General features: G+C 57.9%; 9 protein-coding genes. 4 read left to right on the forward strand and 5 right to left on the reverse strand.

Going from position 1 to position 18,963, the window contains the following annotated elements; translation table 11 throughout:
• Positions 1–10: 10 nt before the first annotated feature.
• Entirely contained in the window at positions 11–793 is a 783-nt protein-coding gene (locus VGU25_06990; GenBank protein ID HEV2576939.1) for a GntR family transcriptional regulator, read from the reverse strand.
• Positions 794–1,531: 738 nt separating this feature from the next.
• Here VGU25_06990 and VGU25_06995 point away from each other — a divergent pair.
• From VGU25_06995 to VGU25_07005, 3 genes are all read left to right on the forward strand, one after another.
• Positions 1,532–3,490 carry an alkaline phosphatase family protein gene (locus VGU25_06995; GenBank protein ID HEV2576940.1) on the forward strand — a complete coding sequence of 653 codons (1,959 nt, stop codon included), beginning with the start codon at positions 1,532–1,534 and terminating at the stop codon, positions 3,488–3,490.
• Positions 3,487–4,506, forward strand: coding sequence for a transporter substrate-binding domain-containing protein (locus VGU25_07000; GenBank protein ID HEV2576941.1), 1,020 nt, complete (start codon positions 3,487–3,489; stop codon positions 4,504–4,506). The genes VGU25_06995 and VGU25_07000 overlap by 4 nt, the downstream gene beginning before the upstream one ends.
• Positions 4,507–5,304: 798 nt before the next feature.
• Positions 5,305–7,455 (forward strand): tetratricopeptide repeat protein, encoded by a 2,151-nt coding sequence (locus VGU25_07005; protein HEV2576942.1) that lies wholly within the window; start codon positions 5,305–5,307, stop codon positions 7,453–7,455.
• 40 nt (positions 7,456–7,495) lie between these two features.
• Here the strand turns inward: VGU25_07005 and VGU25_07010 are convergent, their stop codons facing one another.
• The 4 genes from VGU25_07010 to VGU25_07025 form a co-directional block, all read right to left on the reverse strand.
• The gene (locus tag VGU25_07010; protein ID HEV2576943.1) at positions 7,496–9,385 is read right to left on the reverse strand and encodes a CRTAC1 family protein; all 1,890 of its coding nucleotides are present in this window, start codon (positions 9,383–9,385) and stop codon (positions 7,496–7,498) included.
• A 57-nt stretch (positions 9,386–9,442) separates the two neighbouring features.
• A complete protein-coding gene (locus VGU25_07015) occupies positions 9,443–11,725 on the reverse strand; it encodes an FG-GAP-like repeat-containing protein (protein HEV2576944.1) in 2,283 nt (760 codons plus the stop codon).
• Positions 11,726–11,735: 10 nt separating this feature from the next.
• Positions 11,736–12,764, reverse strand: coding sequence for a tetratricopeptide repeat protein (locus tag VGU25_07020; GenBank protein HEV2576945.1), 1,029 nt, complete (start codon positions 12,762–12,764; stop codon positions 11,736–11,738).
• A 95-nt stretch (positions 12,765–12,859) separates the two neighbouring features.
• Entirely contained in the window at positions 12,860–16,669 is a 3,810-nt protein-coding gene (locus VGU25_07025) for a carboxypeptidase regulatory-like domain-containing protein (GenBank protein ID HEV2576946.1), read from the reverse strand.
• Positions 16,670–17,100: 431 nt separating this feature from the next.
• On the opposite strand from VGU25_07025, the gene VGU25_07030 reads away from it, so the two are divergent.
• Positions 17,101–18,951: an alpha-glucosidase gene (locus VGU25_07030; protein ID HEV2576947.1), complete on the forward strand. Its 1,851-nt coding sequence runs from the start codon at positions 17,101–17,103 to the stop codon at positions 18,949–18,951.
• The last annotated feature ends 12 nt before the right edge of the window (positions 18,952–18,963 follow it).

Genomic DNA, 18,963 nt, shown 5'->3' on the forward strand with positions numbered 1-18,963 from the left:
TGACCGGGTGTTATTGCTTCTTCCCGGCCTTTGATGACTTCCCTGTGCTCTTCTGCACGGTCGCAACCTTCCATCGTGCGAGAGAGGACTCGTCCATCAACAGAAAGCGCTCAAGCGTTTGCATCAGCTCTTCAAGCTTGTTATGCAGGTGCTTGCGCATGGCGGCATCAGCAGCCTCTTCAGATCCTTCGGCAAGAGAGCGCGCTAGCTGTTCATGCCAGTGAGCCGGCAATTTCCTTCCACCGTACAGTTGATGGTCATAAAACCAGTTGAAAACGAGCAACTGATTCTTTGCGATCTCCCCCGTCAGGTAATGCAGCTTCGTACCTTCGGCAATGCGCATATGGAAGCGCATGTGTGCTGAGCGCCACCGATAGAGCACCTTCGGATCAGGCTCCGTGGCATCCGGATCAGACTCGTGCATGGCCTCGTGCATCCTGTCCAACTCCTGGGCCAATGCTGTCAACTCCTTGTGCTCTTTTTTCGTGGCAACACGGGCATACAGTCGTGCGGCTTGCGTCTCAAGTCCTTCTCGAACAGCCCAGAACCCGCGGATATCCTCGGGTGACGGAATCCTGACCTTAGTGCCAACGCGCGGAGCGTTTTCAATCAGATATTCATTCTCCAGACGGCTCATCGCTTCGTTGACCGGGACCAGACTCATGCCGAGATTGGCCGCAAGATCGCGCCGGGAGATCGAAGTGCCAAACGTATATTCGCCGGTCAAAATGCGCTCGCGAACATAGTCGTATGCCCTCTTCGACAGTTCTTTGCGCTTCTTATCCGACTCCATTGTGTGACCCCACATCAAGTTGGATTACGTTGGCTTTTGATGTCATTATATCGGTAAGGTGAAGTGTCAGATGGTCGTTTTCGACGCGAATGGCGGCAAGCGCCAATGTTTCGGGCGGGGACCGATCGGAACGATTCTCGCATAGGACCAGACAAGTGGGCTGCCTCAGATTCGATATCTCCCACAACGTCTTCCTCCACTCGCACTGTCAGGTAATCCAACCGCGCAGTGAGGGCTCGGGATGCGGTATTTCATGCAGATCCCCTCAACGCACGAAAGTAAGCCAGTGTCTCAGTCTGAATGCCCCTGAGACACCATTTACTCACCACTTCATTAACCCCGAGAGTTCGCACTTTTTCCCGAAAGCCCATTATTGTGAACACAGCGTCTACAAAGCGACGAACTGTTCCGGCCGGTCCAGCGCATATCCGATACCTTGCCAGGGGACTAGGTCACGGCTGTGATAGACGGTCCGGAAAATATTCAAACGAACTGGTGAAGGGTAGTAGTCATTTCACATTCGGACCACTGAAGTGCCCGGATTCATCCCGCCAAGCACCGGATTCTGATAGCTTTGAGCGCATGCGGCACATGTACCCAGCAGCAGCCCTGTACACCAGACCATCGCCCAAATTCACACGAATACCAGCTCATTCGAATTGCTACAGTAAACGATAAACAAAGACCTCTTGGCGACTACCGCCGTGAACAACCGACAAACCTTGAGAGGAACCTGGGATGAGGAACACCTGGCGGTGTCTCGCGTTATGCATGGCGGCCTGCAGCGCTACCTGCGCAGCCCAGGACGCCGGTCACGCCCAGGTGCACGCGGCAAACGATGCGAAGGTAGCGCAATACATCATCGACCCCGTACTTGAACCTGCACTTTCGCACGCCGACAAACTCGCCCTCGCGCGTTCGCGCATCCGTCACGTTTTTGTTCTCTTCCAGGAAAACCGCAGCTTCGATTTTTACTTCGGGACCTTTCCAAACGCCGACGGACTCTATTCGCAGTCGTCACAAGAAACAGCCGGCTTCGTGCAGCCCATAGTGAATGTGGACGGCACCATCGGAACCATCTCGCCGTTCCGCATACCAGCTTTCGTGAAGACAGCTACCGGAGCAACGATCCCGCTCTATCCCGCAGACATTTCCTCGGTCAACCACGCGCATACCGCGATCGCTCGCAAGCTTTCGCTCGATGCTCACCTCGTTCCTCACAACGATCAATATGCGCTGACCGAAGAAGGCGTCACAATCGTCAAAGGCAAGCCCAACCACGCGCCCACTCTTGAACGCAAACAGTTCGGTGAGCTCGTCATGGCGCACGTCGACTGCGACACAGTTCCTTTTCTCTGGCAATACGCAGATCGCTTCACTCTCTTCGATCACTTCTTCGACACAGTCATCGGGCCTTCCGGGCCGAACGCGGTTGCCATGATCGCGGGCCAGACCGGCGAAACCCAGTGGATGTTGCACCCGGAGCTCGCCAGTCCGAAGGATGGAACCGCTTTGCCGATGGTCGTGAACGCTCTTCCCTACTGGGGATCACTGCTCGACCCGAACAAGACCGAGCCGCAGCCTGTTCCTGCCGCGCACCCACTGCCCAATCTCACCTTCGCATCGCTTCCGCTTTCGTTCATGGGCAGTAGCATTCACGAGACAACTGCGCATGACGGCAATCCAAAGATGGACCTCGGCGACGTGCAGGCCGACATCGAGAAGATCGCCGGTCACGGAACGACCGCCGTTCCTTGGCGCTGGTATCAGCAGGGCTACGATCATGAGCCGAACGATCCCTCCGGCGACGCCAACCACAAAGGCTACGTCGTGCACCACAACGGCCCGGCGTATTTCGGCTACGTCTCCAACAACCCCGAAGTCAAAGCGCATCTGCGTGGTTTGGAAGACTTCTTTATGGACGTAAAGAAGCGCCGCTTGCCCGCGGAAGGCGTCTTCTACGTGCGCGGCGGATATGGCAATCTGCACAATCTTCCGCCCGCCGATCCCAACCCGCGCCTCGCCACAATCTACGCCGGCGACGACGACCACCCCGGCTACTCGGACTCGCAGATCAGCGAATCGTTAATCGCCGAAGAGATCGATGCAATCGCCAAGAGTCCCTACTGGAAAGATTCCGTCATCCTGATCGCCTACGACGAATCGGACGGCGAATACGATCACGAGCTCCCGAAGGTGCGCTCGCACGATGCGCACGGTCTTCCGCTCGACCAGGGCCCGCGTATCCCATCCATTCTTATCTCCCCCTACGCTGTCGCGCATGGCATCTCGCATGAGATGGAAGAACACAGCTCCATAATCAAACTCGTGGACGAGATCTTCGGTCTCGTCCCACTCGCCGACCTTCCGGATGAAGAGCGTGGGCGCGCGATCGGCAAGGCTAAGTTCGGACAGGACCAGCTCGGACCCGCCGACGACAAGGTGCCCGGTGTCGGCGATATGCTGTCCGGCCTCGACGATCTTCGTCTCGAAGGTAAGCAGCCACCGTTGCGGCCGTCCTATGCGATCATTCCGCGCAGAGAAATCAATCACTATCCGCACCACCAGGGCGAAGGCTGCAAGGCACTCGGCATCACTCCAACAGATTGGGGGCGCCCCAATCCCGTGCCGCCAGACTTCAACCCTCGTCCTGATTCACAGCCCGGCATCCCCTCTTCTGGGAGCTGGCGCCCGTGAAAAACCTGCTGTGGGCCCTCGTTCTACTCGCGAGCACCGCGGCAGCCCAGGCATCGCCCGCGCCTTCGACGCTCGCGCGGGTACGCGCCTCCGGGATTGTCCACTGCGGGGTTATCGAGGATGACGCGGAATATTCCAACGAGGACGACCACGCCTCACGCGCCGAATTCGATGACAACCTGTGCAAGGGCATGGCCGTCGCGGCGCTCGGCCTAAACGCCAAAGTAGAGATACTCCGCTTCCTGGACGAAGACTCCGCCGTCGCCGCGCTGAAAAGCGGGAGCGTCGACCTTATAGCAACTCTCAGCTCGAACTCCGCCCACACATCCGACACAAGCCTTCTCCTTTCCCTTCCTGTCTTCTACGACGGCACCTCCTTGCTGACGGCGCGTTCGCTCCACATCAACAGCGTGCGCGCTCTCTCCGGTAGAAAAATCTGCTTCCTCGCCGAAACAGAAACCGAGCTTGCACTGCAACAATGGTTCGCCGCCCATCACCTCGACCTCCTTCCGTTCCCATTCCAGGAAGAGGGCGAAATGGAAGCCGCCTACGTGACCGGCAACTGCGCCGCAATCGCATCTGATCGAACGCGCCTGTCGCTACTTCGCGCATCGCTCGGCAAGCTCGCATCACAACACATCCTTCTGCCCACGCTGCTTTCGCTGCATCCGCTCGCAATGGCCACACGCTCCGACGACCCCACGTGGTCGAGCCTGACCAATGCACTCATCTCCGTTCTTCTCGATGCGGAAGATCTCGGCATAAGCTCGCATGATCTCGCTTCGGCAGAAGCCGCATCCAAACTGGCGGTCCAGACTTTCCTGCAATCCGCCCGCGCCTTCGGCGGCACACTCGGCCTTCGCCCAACATGGGCCGCTGACGTCCTGCAATCCATCGGCAACTATGGGCAGGTCTACGACACCACATTCGGTCCCGGATCGCCGCGCGCTCTGGACCGCTCCGTCAATCGCGTTCGTGACCGCGGCGGTCTGCTCGCTCCCGCCAGCGTGCCCTGAGCATTCCACCAGAAGGAGATCGCATGCACCCCGCCCGTCGCGCCGTTTTGCTCTCATTACTCGCCTGCCGTCCTGCGATACGGATTCGGTGGACGAGACGTCGAAGGCGCGACCGACTGGTTGAGCTGGCGCAAGAGGCTTCGCTGGGGAGGCGGTCACCTGGTTTGTAGACGCCGGCTCGGAGGTCCAACAGCAGAGCTAGATGAGGCGATACTGTGGTAAGTCGTTCGGTTTACGCGCTGAACGTTCTAGAATGAAATGCTTCGCCCTGGACACGTCCCGCCTGTGATGACGGTGGATAGGTCGCCTACGCTCTCAACGGCGCAGGATTTTCATGGGTCTATCGACACGGCGCCTGTACCGCGTATCCAGCGATCAGCATGTCGAATAGTGATTCTCCAACGTAAGTCGACGTGGTCTGGTTATATGCGGATCGACAAATATATAAACATATTTCCCCGACGATCTGACCGACAAAATGGTCCCAATCGAGAGATTGGGTTTATTAGTTCACCGGTATTAAGTTTCTTCCTTCCGTCTTTCGATGATGTTACCTCGAGGCTGCTGCTTCGAGGCTGCTAATGGAAATTCCAGCGCGCTGACAGCTCAAACAGACGTGCTTTATGATGTTCGACTAAAGATCGAGAAAGTTCAGGGTCATGCAGCATGAAGCGGACCGGAATATGGCAAATCGCACGCTGGGCGGCTGTTCTGGCTGTGGTTTTGGTCGGATCCGCTGGTGCTATCTATGTCTTCCTCGAGGGCGTTTCTTCGGTCCGGGCAGGTTCTGAAGCCGATTTGGCGCAGGCAGCACGCGACGCCTATAACGCGAAAAAACTGAAGAATTACCGTTTTCCATACGGGCCTGGCAAAACCTTTTTGCCGTCGAACTTCAGGACGGACGACGGCCAATTCATCGATCCCAAGAGCTATCCAACAGCTGAATACTGTGGGCATTGTCATCAGGCGGCGCTGCTGCAGTGGCGTCAATCAGCTCACAGCAACTCCGTTAGGCCACCTTGGTACCAGCGGAACGTGAACCTGCTCGATGCGGAGAAAGGAATTCCTTCCAGCCGACATTGCGAGGGCTGCCATAATCCACTGGCACTGGCGGCCGGCGACCTCACGGACGGAGTTCAACGAGTCCACAGCTATGACCAGGACGGGATCACGTGCTCGGTGTGTCACTCGATCCAGAGCGTGGACACGCGTGGAACCGGGAGTTTCGTACTCGGTGCCCCGGCAGTCCTGCTGGATGAGAACGGACAACCGATCGAGCGGCCCGTGCAGGACGCAGAGATCCTCGCGCATCTCGACCGCCACTCGGCGGCGGTGATGAAGCCGTTCTACCGGACAAGTGAGTACTGCGCCGCATGCCACAAGGCGGCCCTGCCGCGTGAGCTGAACGATTACAAGTGGCTTCGCGCAATCTCCCTCTACGATGAATGGCAGAACTCCTCGTACTCGAAGGAATCACCGCTGCCGTTTTATGAGAAGCCGCTTTCGACCTGCCAGACCTGCCACATGCCCCGTGAGCCACTGGGCGCAACGCGGGATTACGGGGCGAAGAAGGGCGAGCTTGCATCCCACCGATGGCTTGGGGCGAACACAATAATTCCGCAGTATTACTCATTCGATGAGCAAGCGAAGCGCATCGTTGAATTTCTGCAGAACAATGTCTTCAATCTCGACATCTTTGCGTTGGAGACCGGAGACGAAAACAACTCGACACTCATAGCTTCGCTTGGGAAACAACCCTTCACATTGCGCTCGGGAGAGCATGTGGTTCTTACTGCGGTTCTGCAGAACAAAGGCATCGCCCACTCGCACGTCCCAGAGCAACGTGACATGTATGAGAGTTGGGTGGATTTCCAGCTGAAAGATCGCAGCGGGAAGATTCTGTGCGAGAGCGGCTATCTCGCTCCGGATGGAGAGCTCAACCCGGAAGCGCATAGCTTTACCAACCGGTTGATCAACAAGCAGGGCACGCTGAACGACCTGCATCAGGTTTGGGATAACAGGGTCACGGCTTTCAACAACACTATCCAGGCGGGCAGATCGCAATTGATTCGGTACGGCTTTAGCGTCCCGGCCAGCCAGGATTTCACGGTAGAGATCAAAGTTCGGTACCGCCGCTTCGACCAGCACTTTATGGACTTCGGCATGAGTAAGCCGATGGGCGAACACTATCACATGCCGGTAGTAGACATGGTCTCAACGACACGTACGTTTCACGTCGGCGACAACCCGGCGACGGCGCCTTCGCCGACCGACAATCCGGAATGGATGCGGTGGAACAACTACGGGATTGGGCTACTAGACGCCCAGCAGTATGCGGCCAGCGTGGCAGCCTTCGAGCACGTAGCAGAGTTGCGTAAGGACTATGCGGATGCGCAGATCAATGTCGGGCTCGCCTACATCCAGTGGGAGAAATATGACGATGCCCTCTCCTATCTGAACAAAGGGCTGGAGTTGGCACAGGGTGACGACCGGGCGACGGCTCGCGCGCTGTATTACATTGCGTTGGTACAGCGGAACCAAGGCAATGTCGATGATGCGATTGTCAACTTGAAGAAGGTGGCTGACCTGTATCCGCGATCCCGGGATGCGCAACGCGAACTCGGGTTCTCGTACTACCAGCTTCACCGGTACCACGAGGCTGAGGCACGTTACCTGATGGTGCAGGCGATCGACCCGGATGATTTAGCAGCTCACTACAATCTTGCGATTCTCTATCGCCGGCTTGGGATGAAGGATAAAGCGGCGGCCGAAGCTGCTTACTTCGCTGACGAGAAGGACGATCCAACGGCGATCACATTCGCCTTGCAATACCTGCGCAAGAACAATGAGGTTGCGCGCGAGACGAACCCCTGGCATGTGCACGAGTTGATGTCGCCTGCAGCTTCGGCGGACAAGAAGGAGCAGGCTGCACTCGTTGCGAAACCCTAGCGCCGCGACGCACGGATCCAAGTCAAAAACAGCCAGTGTTTCACTGCGTGTGGGTTGCTGGAGGCACCGCCTTGCTACCCATGGCAACGGTCTTCAGCACTTTGCCGCCCTCTTGAACGACGTATAGAGAATTTGCGGCGAGATCATTCAGTGTGTCATGCGTTCCCGACGGCCAGAGGATCTCGACTGCGTCGACTTTGGCTGCACCATCCAGGCCGAAATGGACGCGCAGATCATTCTGGGAGAAGTAGCTGCCGCCGCTGCGTACCTCTTCCACTTGCCGCAAAGGCTGCTTGCCTATCCCTGACTTCTCCTGTGGGGCTGTGGTTGCGGTCACGGTGATGCGTGCACCTACACCGGTGCGGTTGCTCTTGGTTCCAACGAGCCTCAACTTGATCCAGTTACGCGCGATGGTGGAGTCACAGCGCAGGAGTTGAGGTGGTGCATTGACACAATTGACGACGACATCCATATCGCCATCATTGTCGTAATCGCCGAATGCGCAGCCACGTGCCGGTGCCGCATCGGTGACGCCACTTCCAGCAATATTGGTAACCTCCTCGAACTGGCCGTTGCGAAGATTCCGGTAGACGTACTTGTGCTCCGCGTAAGGGGCGTCAAGGTGCGAGGTATCGACTTCCGGGTAGACGTGACCATTTGAGATAAAGATATCGAGCCAGCCGTCGTTATCAAGATCGATGAAGCCGACTCCCCAGCCGAGATATCGTGTGTTGATACCAAGGCCGCTAAGGTAAGTGTGATCCTCGAATGTGCCGTCGCCGAGGTTCTGGTAGAGAGAGTCCGTATCTCCGGCGAAGTTTGTCTTCACAATGTCGAGCAGGCCATCGCGGTTGAAGTCGCCAACGGCCACCCCCATTCCGGCCTGCGGCTTCCCGTCGGGCGAATAGGCGACCCCAGACTCGATTGCAACGTCTTTGAAGGTGCCGTCCTTCTGGTTCTGATACAGCGTGGCCGCGGTCGAGTCATTCGCCACATAGATGTCGGGCCACCCGTCGTTATCGAGGTCGGCGACCGTGACACTCAGGGCGTACGTTCCGATGGTGCTCCACATGCCTGCTTTTTCGCTGACGTCTACAAAGGTCCCGTCGCCCCGGTTGTGATACAGGATGTTCTTTCCTCCTTCAAGGCCCGGTGGACCACATGCGACCTGAATTCCCTTGTAGGAACAACCGGCGGCCTCCGGCAGCGGGGCGGTCTTTATATCGAAGTCGATGTAGTTCGCGACGAAGAGGTCAAGGTGGCCATCCTTGTCGTAGTCGAGGAAGGCGCAGCCCGTATTCCAACGTGTCCGGGACTGCGCAAGACCCGCCTTGACTGTCACGTCGGTAAATGTGCCGTTGCCATGGTTCTTGTATAGGATGTTCTGCCCGTAGTAGCTCACGAACAGATCGTTCAATCCATCGTTGTCGTAATCTCCGACACAACAGCCCTGGCCCCAGCCGCTGCGGGTCATTCCACTCTTCGCCGTAATATCGGTGAATGTTCCGTCACGATTGTTTTTAAATAGGCGGCTTATCGGTTCCTGACCCTTCGGAAACTCACCATCCAGCCGAGTGCCGTTGACCAGAAACAGGTCGAGCCAATCGTCGTGGTCGAAGTCAAAAAACGCAACACCGCAACCGGTGGTCTCCAACAGATAACGGTTCTTGTGCTCATTTCCAAAGACGGTTTTAGCTTGTAACCCACTCTGCTTCGCGCCATCGACGAAGCTGTAGCCCAGTGGTGTTCCAACAACGGGAGAAGGAAGCGAACGGGGTGCGGGCCGGGGTTTTGCATCGAAGACCGGCCGAGACCCTATGTTCTGCTGCTGTATTTGCTGAGCCGGTGCCGCCAGCTTCAAGACGTCTTCGAACGACAGCACGAGTGCCGTCCGCGAAAGCGACTGGATAAATCCCCGCCTTGACCACATTCCGTTCACTCTCCCATTTCCGGCTGCGCACAAGTATAGGCAGCGACGTGTACGTTCTCAATGACTTGGAATGTGCCAAATGATGAGCGTTCCGTTACCCTCACGCAAGGTATAACGGGTGTCGACTTTTACATTGCGCATCCGGTCAACGATTCCGGTTGCTGGCCAGGTCACCGACAGGTCATCCACGATCGTTGCTGACCCAAGGCCGATATGCTGCTCGATTGGATTACCGCCAAAACTTGAACCAAAGCCTACCGTGCGAAAGATCTGGCGTCGCTTGCCATGCGAGTCGCGCACAGTGACATCGATTACAGCACCGAAGGCGAGACGATTCGACCGTACGCCTTCGAGCTTCAGCGTGATCCAGTGATTGCTATTGCCAGGATTCTTGTAGAGCGCGCTCTGAAAAATGTCGCTCGGCAGTGCGCCGCCCATCTCTTCGAACACGTCTTCAAACCCTGTGCGATGCAGATCGGCGAAGGAGACCGCGTGGCCCTTCTGCAGATTTCCGAAATTGCCGGCCGTGGTTACATCTTGAAAGGTCTGGCCGTTGTTGTTGCGAAACATGCGGTTCGGCAGGAGTGCTGTAAGCGTGGAGTCGCCGGTCCCTAGGTAAACGTCAAGCCACCCATCATTGTCGAGATCGCCGAAGCTCGCGCCCATGGTAAGGATGGCGCGGTTGAGATGCATCTCGTCCGTCACGTCACGGAACGTACCGTCGTGCATATTGCGATAGAGCCTTGGCAGTTCCGCATTGGTGCGCCGTCCCAACTCGAAGGAGCCTACATCCGCGTTTCCCGGGGTGAAGTAGCCTGCTACAAAGATGTCGGGCCAGCCGTCGTTGTCGTAATCAAAAAACCAAGTGGCGAAGCTATCGTGCTGTTTGTCGACTCCTGCTGTAGCGGTCACATCTGTGAAGCGCCAACCTTTACGGAGATCGTGCGGGTCCTTCGGCCCATCATTACGGAAGAGATGATTGCGGCCGTTCATCACGGATACGTAGAGGTCAGGACGCCCGTCACGGTTATAGTCTCCCCAGGCCACGCCTTTTACGAAGCCGAGATCCCCGATGCCACTGGCCTCGCCGATCTCCGTAAATGTGCCGTCGCCATTGTTGTGGAAGAGTAGCGAACGATGCGGATCGCTGGGCTTTGACTCATACCCGATGAACAGATCCAGCCAGCCATCGCCGTCGAAGTCCGCCCAAGCCGCCGTCTGTGTTGGGCCGCTTACTAGCAGGCCTGCCTCTTCGGTTACATCGTCAAACGTGCCGTTGCCGTTGTTGCGCAGCAGCGAGAGAGGGTAGGCTCCAGCTTTACCCCACCAACCGCCGCGAAGTACTAATACGTCCGGATGACCGTCATTGTTGTAATCAGCCAGCACCAGATTTAAGCCGCCTGTCTCTCCTATCAGGCCGGCGCGACGCGTAACATCGCGGAACGTACCGTCGCCGTTATTATGAAACAGGTGCATCTGGTCATTTGGCCCACACGAGCTAACCATCACATCAAGCCAGCCATCCCCATCGAAGTCCTCCACCAGGACGCCACCCGCGTGGCCAGTGACGTCCAACCCTTCCGACGCAGCAATCTCGGGGAATTCCGGAAACTTTGCATCCGACGCAAACAGACTCTCTGGCATGAGCCATCTAGCGGGTACATCCTTCGGGTATCTGCCTAGCTGCATATAGGCGACATTCAGCAGCCACTGCGATTGCGCATCATCCTGATCTATCTCGAGCAGCGCAGTGAGCTCCCGGACTGCTCCTTCTGCTCCACGCGTCATCTGGTGTTTTGCGCTGGCGCGCAGCGGGAAGAGGCACGAGGTTTGTCCGTGCATCTCGAGACAGTTTTCCTGTTCCCCCAGACGCAGATAAGCCAGCGCCATAAGGGCGCCGAGCTCATGCATCTCCGGCTTCGTCATGGAGGTGCTGCTCGACATCCAGGCTGCCCGCACTGTCTCCAGTTGCGCTATGGCGCCCTCATTGTCGCCGGAGTAAAGCATCTCGCGAGCAAGCTGTTCGCGCACGACGGTGGCGTCGCCCAGGCTTAGAGCGCGTGACTTCAGCAACTCCTGGTAATAGTTCACACGGAGCGCGGCCTTGTTTGTATCTGTCTTCCAATCTGTCGCGGCAAAGGCGGCGCGCAGACGTTGCGCCATGCGCATTGTGCCCGGAGACTGATAGATGGGGTCCGTATCAGCCGTTTTGGAGGGCACGCTGACGGAGCCGATCGCCGGTGCCTGCATCTGATGCGACATCTGAGCGTGCAGAACCAGCGACGAGGCGAGAAAGAAAGCTGCGAGTAATGTCACCGGCAAAGGGAAGAGCTTTCTCATGACTGGGAGCTTAGTGCGGTTCATCGCCCGTCGGTTGGCTGGCCGGGTGCAAGCGTTGCACCGCGGCAAACTCGCGGCTGGCATCTTCTTTCCTTCCGACGGCGCGGTAGGCTTGGCCAAGCAGGTTACGCGTGACGTAATTGGACGGGTCCATCGCGCGTGCATGCTCCAGCATCGTCACAGCGCCGACCGCATCGCCCTGCCTCAATCTTGTTTTGCCCAGCAGGATATAGGGCCCGGTGGAGTGGGGTTCAAGAAGAATGTCCTCCTCGAGGACACGGCTTGCGTCCTCCAACTTCCCTTCGCGCAAATATGCATCGCCCAGGCGGTCGTACACAGATCCTTCCATCGGATTGCGGGCGCGCTCCGCTTCGAATTCAGCGATAGCAGCATCCGTGTGTCCAGCGGCCAAATCGAGTTCGCCCAGGAGTTCATGCGCGAGCGGAATCGCCGGATCGATTTCCAAAGCTTTGTGTGCGAACTGGTCGGATATGGGAAGGTAGTCGCGTCTCAATAACATTCGCGCGGCGACGAGATAGCCCGCCGCACTGTCAGGAGCCACGCGAAACTGGTTGGCGAAAGCTCGGCGAGCGTCGTCCCAGCGCGACGTGTCCATGTAGCAGAGGCCAAGGATGTAATTCGGATCGGTCTCACCGCGGGTGGAGGCGGGCGACTGCTCGAGCAGAGGAATTGCGTCTGCCGGGTGACCCAGGCGGAACAGCACAAGTCCCCGCATCTGAGCGGCTTCCATGTCGCCGGGGTCTGCCGCAAGAGCCGCAGCCAGCGCAGCGTCGGCGCCGTACAGATCACCCTTGGCGTATAGCGCGAGCCCTTGCAACCGGTCCAGGCCACGCACTGCCGCTCCCGAAGCGCGCACCCGTGCCACTGCAGCCAGTGCCGCATCAGGATGTCCCGTGTCGATCGATTTGCGAATGCTTTCTGGCGAGTCCAGGGCAGCCGCGGAGGGCGCCGCAGGATTCTGCGCCATATCTATAGGGCCGTAGAGACTCAAGCAAAGCAACAGCAGGAATTTCCTCACCACGTACCTCTCCCGCGGCTTGGATTGTACGTTGTGCGCGCCAGAAAGAATAGGAGAGGAGACCTCGTCCCCTCCCCTATGGGTGCCTGTCGAGCTTAGAACTGCAAGCGCAGCGTGAACTGCAATTGCCGCGGTTCCGATCCGTCAGGGAATGGTCCGCCACCGATCTGACCGGCATTGCTTGAGTCGATCGTGCCGTTGGGGGTTCCGAAGTTGATGTGGTTGAAAGCGTTATACGCATCCATGCGGAACTGGGCCGTGTAGTGTTCGTAGAAGGTGAAGTTCTTCATCAGCGACATATCCGCCTTCCAGAAGCCAGGGCCCCAGGCGGTATTGCGACCAACGTTGCCGATGGTATCGGCGGCTGGCTCGGTGAAAGCACCACCCAACGTCACCGGATCGTAAGCGCGCACAGTGCTCACACCGGGCGTGCCGCTGTAATGCTTCTTCAACGCGCTTGCGTTGCCGTTCACTTCACAAGGTGCGTTGCCCGGAACGTCGTTCCCGCATTTCGAGTAGCCCAGCGTGAACGGAAGCCCGCTGTGAATCAGCACGATTGGACTGATTTCCCAACCGCCCACGATGTAGTCGGCGGCCCTGCTGTGGTTGAGGTACATGCCTTGCCTGCCGAACGGCAGCTTGTACAAGCCATACGCGGTGAACGCATTCCGGCTCACCGCGCTGTCGTTGCCAATCACAGCGGCCTTGTTCCAGGTCGCGAAGGACGACTGCGAGGACAGCGCGTGCTGGTACGCATACGCCAGGTTGTAACTCAGACCATGCCAAGGTGCCTGGGCCAGGCTCACCTGCAGCGCGTTGTAGTGGGTGTCCTGATCATCCCCGTAGTAACTGATGTCTTGATTCCACATGCACGGTCCGCCGCACGCCGGCAGGCTACCCCCGACATACCGGCGTAGCTGATTCTGCACGTTGGTAGCGCCCTGCAAAGAACCTGAAACCGGCACTCCACTGACGCAGTTGCCCGCTGCGGCCGCGCAATAGAGCTGAATCAGGCCCTGATGGAACACGTTGTTGCTGTCCGTGTACGGTTGATCTCCAGGCTCGTTGTCATAGTGAAGCGCAATCTGCTGGCCGCCGCTGACGATGGAGCTGTACTGCGCGGGCAGGAAGAGCGCCTCTTCGTTCGGATTTGTGTTGTTGCCGTCGCCGTCGCTCAGCGTGTGCGTGCCCTTGTTGCCCACGTACGCTGCGGTGATCGACATGGTAGTCGTAATCGCCCGCTGCACTGAGATGTTCCACGCATCCAGCGTCGGCAGACGTTCGGTGAACGGACGCGCTTTGACGTTGGTGAACTGGCCCACAGTCAGGCCCACAGGGTTCGACGGCGTCTGCGTTCCCGGGACAATCGCCGTGATTGGAATCTGACCACTGGAGTTAGGCTGCACCGGGCTGTAGTTCGTCAAGCTCGTTGCACGGCCGCCCTGCGTGCTTGCAGGGTTATCCAATTGGAATGCGTAGGTCGCATAATTCCCTGGCGAATTGATGGACTGGTTCGCCAGAACAGGGATGTTCTGCGTCACAACATGACCGAATGTCGAACCGAAAACACCCAGGTCAAAGCTGCGCCCATAACCGGCGCGGATGACCGTCTTCGAACCGATTTGGTACGAAAGGCCCATGCGCGGGTTGAACGGAAACTTCGGAGCGGCTACGCCCATATTCAGGGGAACGCTGCCTGCTCCGGCTACGTTGATATCGCCGGTAGACAGGTTCAGCAGTGCACCATTGTCCGTTCCGTTTACCCGCTCCGGAGCGTAATACTCATAACGCAGACCGTAGTTCGCGGTCAGCTTCGGAGTCACCCGCCACGTATCCTGTGCGAAAAAGAAGTCACGTGGCTGAAATTCCTTGGCATTGGTCTCGTTGGAAGTACCCACGTACCGGTTGTATGCGGTCACGTCACCCAACACAAACGTTGCAAAGCCGAGACCAGTGCCGCCCGAACCGTTCGAGGTTGGGCCGGAGCCGAAGTTGTTCACGCCCGTGCGGTCGTTATCAGAGGGCACACGCAGGTTCCGCGCGTAACGCAGGTCGATACCAAATTTGACTTCGTGCGTGCCGAGTACTCGAGTCCAGTTGTTTACCAACTGGAACTGATCTTCATGCTCCTTGAGCGGGCAGTTGCAACGGTCCACGTTGAGACCTGCGCCGTATTGAGCGCCGGCTGCCTGACCGTTGTTGCCGCCGGAGTCACCCGGAGCCTTCGCGCCGGAGATTCCGATGTCGGCAACATCCAGATCCGGCGCGCCGAACTGCTGCGCGATGGTGTACCCGCCCCCACTGAGGTTCTCACCCAGGATCGGAAGATTGGAATTGCCTTGGTCATATTTCGATGTGTTAATGCCGTAGCGGAAGTAGCCCAGACGGACCTCCGTCAGCCACTTCGGCGATATAGCAAAGTCCATGCCCATCGCCAGCGAATCGTTGCTGCCGGCGGACGTGCCCCCGTAGCCACCGATGCCGAAGCCTGCACCGCCGGCATTGCCAAACAGTGTTTTGCCGGTCAGGGTGTCGGTAAAGCGGCTGAAGCGCACGAAGGCGTGGATCTTACCGCTTATCTGCGAGTCGCCGCGAACGTCCCACTGGTTGCTATTGAAGATGCCGGTGCCGGTCCCAGAGTAGTTGTTGGTTAGCGTGGCCTGGTTGATGTTTGGGGCATATGGCTTCAGCAGCGCAAACAGCTTCATCGCCGTCGGCGAAATCAGCGACGCCGGAATCACGTTGCCGGGCCAGGGCGATCCGTTCGCCACCCCGTTCACCGTCGCGCCCGTGTTGTTGTAGAGCACGTGACCCGGACCTGCCGCGAGGTATTCACTGAAGTCGCAACCCGGAGTCGCGACTCCGTTCACAACGGGAGTCACCGTACCGAGACAGGAGTTGATCACGTTCTGCGTAGGCACGGTCATGTTCGCGCCCGTGCCTACCTTCTGGCGCACGCCCTGGTAGTCGCCGAAGAAGAAGAGGCGATCCCTCCAGATCGGACCACCGATAGATCCGCCGAACTGGTTCTTAAGTGCTTTGGGGAACGGCTGGCTCCTTGGCTGAGTAAATGGGTCAACAGCCAGATTGGCGCCGCTCTCGCGATTGTCGAACAGCGTTCCGTGGAAGTTGTTCGAACCTGACTTGGTCTGGACGGTAATGACCGAAGATACTGCCTTCCCAAACTCAGCGTCGAAATTTTGCGTCGTCAGTTTTGTCTCCGACATGGAATCGGAGTTCGGATTGATGACGATGATTCCGAGGATCGCGTCCTGATTATCCGTGCCGTCCAGCGTATAGTTCACGCCGCCAAATGCCTGTCCGTCGATCTGGATCTGCTTAGAACCCTGCGGATCCTCGCTGGCGGCGTGCGACCAGCCTAGTTGCTGCGCACCGGGCAGCAGCAGTTCTAGGTTCGTGAAGTTGTGGTCCGGAATCGGTAGGCTCTCAATCTCTGGCGCGCTAAAGATCGTCGAGACGTCTGCCTTGTCTGTCTTCAACTGCGGAACAGCATCCGCATTCACTTCGATCGTCTCACCACCGCCGCCAACAGCAAGCTGTGCGGTCACCTTCGGCGCCGAGTCGGCGAACACCTGAATATTCGTCTGCTCGAAATTCTTGAAGCCCTGCGCGCTGACCTTCACGTTGTAGTGATCCGGAATCAGTTGCTGGGCCGTGAACTCGCCAGCCGAATCGGAGGTAAGCGTCGTGCTGGTTCCCTTCTCAACATCTGTGATCGTGACGGTCGCATTGGGAATCGCGGCGCCGCTCGTATCCTGCACCGTGCCCTGAATGCTTCCATAGACCGCCTGCGCTCGCGCTTGCGTGCCCAACACACTCACGGTAGTCAGCGTTATGCCTGCCGCCAGCAACAGCCCACTCTTCTGCAGCCATGTCCCTAACATCGCGTGCCTCCTGAGCAAATCCGTCAACATTCATCGCGGGCCCGAGTTCGCGTGTCTTGTGCTGCTCGTTAGGGCGGAATTCCTCCCGTTCAACCGGTCCCGTGCGCTCTCCCAACTCCAGACGAGCACAATTCGGTGTTCTAATTTTCGATTCACATTACGCTCGCCACCCGGAAGTCTGTCAACACGTTTCTGCAACGAAGTGCATTGTGTTTCTCCATATGGAGAATGGGAAGTGAAGATTCGACCCTACGCAATATGGAAGTGAAAGTCTGTCCATATTCTTGGTGCAGAACCTGACGTCCTGTGGCGCGGAGAAGCCGCTTCTCCAGCGCATTCAATTCACCGGAAGACGACTCAACGTGATTACAGATTGCTCAGCAAATCAAACGAACTGTACTATCGGTCGCGTCCTAACCGAGGAGCCCTGCATGCACTCACGTCCCTTGTTCCGGTCCACTGCACGTCGCCTGCGGTTTGCCTGTTTCTCTGCTGCTATTTCGGCTTTACTTGGCTTCAGCATCCTGCCCGCTCCCGCGCAGGATCGCACTCCAAGATCATCCGAAGTCACGCACGCCGCCGACCCCTGGTATCGTCACGCGCTGGTCTACGAGATCTATCCCCGCAGCTTTCAGGACTCCAACGGCGACGGAATCGGCGATCTCAACGGCATCACGACGCGACTGCCATACCTGCACCATCTTGGCGTCGATGCGATCTGGATCTCACCCATGTACCCATCGCCGCAAGTGGACTTCGGTTACGACATCTCGGATTACGAGGCAGTCGATCCTCAGTACGGCACCCTCGCCGACATGGACCATCTCATTGCCGCCTCCCACAAGGAAAACATTCGCGTTCTGCTTGACATGGTGATGAACCATACCTCCGACAAACACAAGTGGTTTATCGAGGCCGCCAGCTCGCGAACCAATCCAAGACACGACTGGTATGTGTGGAACGATGGCAAGCCCGCAGACGCGCCCGGCGTTACAGCCTACGAGCGCAAGTACGAGCACGAGGGCCGCGTTCCGCCCAACAACTGGGTCTCGCTCTTCGGCGGCAGTGCCTGGGAATGGGTGCCTGCCGTGCACCAGTTCTACTATCACAAGTTTTACAAGCAGCAACCGGACCTGAACTGGCGCAATCCGGAGGTCGAGAAGGCCATGTTCAACGTGATGCGCTTCTGGCTCGATCGCGGTGTCGCCGGTTTTCGTCTCGATGCCATTCCCACCTTGTTTGAAGATCCACAGCTGCGTGATGAGCCGGACCTTGGCGGCACAAACGCGCAGGGCGATCCAAACCTCAATGACGAATACACGAACATGTTGCCCGAGGTGCACGACGTGCAGCGCCGCATGCGCAAGCTGGTCGACAGCTATCCGGGGGACCGCGTGCTCATCGGCGAAACCTACCTGCCGAACACGCGTGAGCTATTGAAATGGTATGGCGGCGACAAGCAGGACGAGTTGCAGCTTCCCATGGACACGCTCGTTGGATTTCACTCCGAGGGTGGCGGCCCCAGCTCTGCGAACGTGGCTCTCGACCTTACCCACTTCCGCACAACTCTGACGGACATGCAGACCGAACTGGGCAGCAATTGGCCACTCCTGGTCTTTGACAATCACGACAACCCGCGCAGTTGGGATCGCTTCGGCGACGGCAGGCACAACTTCGAGATTGCCAAATTGATCGCCACCGTGTTGCTCACCACCCGCGCCACCGCGCTCACCTACTACGGGGCGGAAATCGGCATGGTGACTTCGACGCCTCCGCGCAAAGAAGACGTGAAGGACCCCATCGGCATCACCGGTTGGCCGAAGGAAAAAGGCCGTGACGGAGAACGCACGCCCATGCAGTGGACACCGGGACCACAGGCCGGATTCAGCACGAACCCGCACACATGGCTGCCCGTTGCATCGGACTACAAAACTGTGAACGTCCAGACGGAAGAGCAGGAACCGAACTCCGAATTGAACTGGTTTCGCAACCTCACGATGCTGCGTCGAACCAATCCGGCGCTGCACAATGGCAAGGAAGTGATGATCGACCAGAGCGATTCAAGCGTTCTCAGCTACGTGCGCACCGATGGAGCATCAAGCGTGGTGGTCGCGCTGAACTTTACAGACCAGCCTCATGCGATAACGCTCGATGTCGACACCGCCGGCGTGCATGGAAAATCCGTGAAGACTCTCATGAGTGATGTTCCGTCACTGCAGGGCGCAACCAGCCTGAATGTCACACTGCCGCCATACTCAAGCTGGATCGCCAGCGTGCAGTAGCGAAATCAAGAC

The sequence above is a fragment of the Acidobacteriaceae bacterium genome (genome assembly GCA_035944135.1).
Taxonomy (GTDB): Bacteria; Acidobacteriota; Terriglobia; order Terriglobales; family Acidobacteriaceae; genus Granulicella.

Excerpts from the sequence above, each read along its gene's own strand:
- VGU25_07010 (HEV2576943.1), bottom strand. The coding sequence starts at position 9,385 with ATGTGGTCAAGGCGGGGATTTATCCAGTCGCTTTCGCGGACGGCACTC.
- VGU25_07015 (HEV2576944.1), bottom strand. The coding sequence starts at position 11,725 with ATGAGAAAGCTCTTCCCTTTGCCGGTGACATTACTCGCAGCTTTCTTT.
- VGU25_06990 (HEV2576939.1), bottom strand. The coding sequence starts at position 793 with ATGGAGTCGGATAAGAAGCGCAAAGAACTGTCGAAGAGGGCATACGAC.
- VGU25_06995 (HEV2576940.1), top strand. The coding sequence starts at position 1,532 with ATGAGGAACACCTGGCGGTGTCTCGCGTTATGCATGGCGGCCTGCAGC.
- VGU25_07030 (HEV2576947.1), top strand. The coding sequence starts at position 17,101 with ATGCACTCACGTCCCTTGTTCCGGTCCACTGCACGTCGCCTGCGGTTT.
- VGU25_07025 (HEV2576946.1), bottom strand. The coding sequence starts at position 16,669 with ATGTTAGGGACATGGCTGCAGAAGAGTGGGCTGTTGCTGGCGGCAGGC.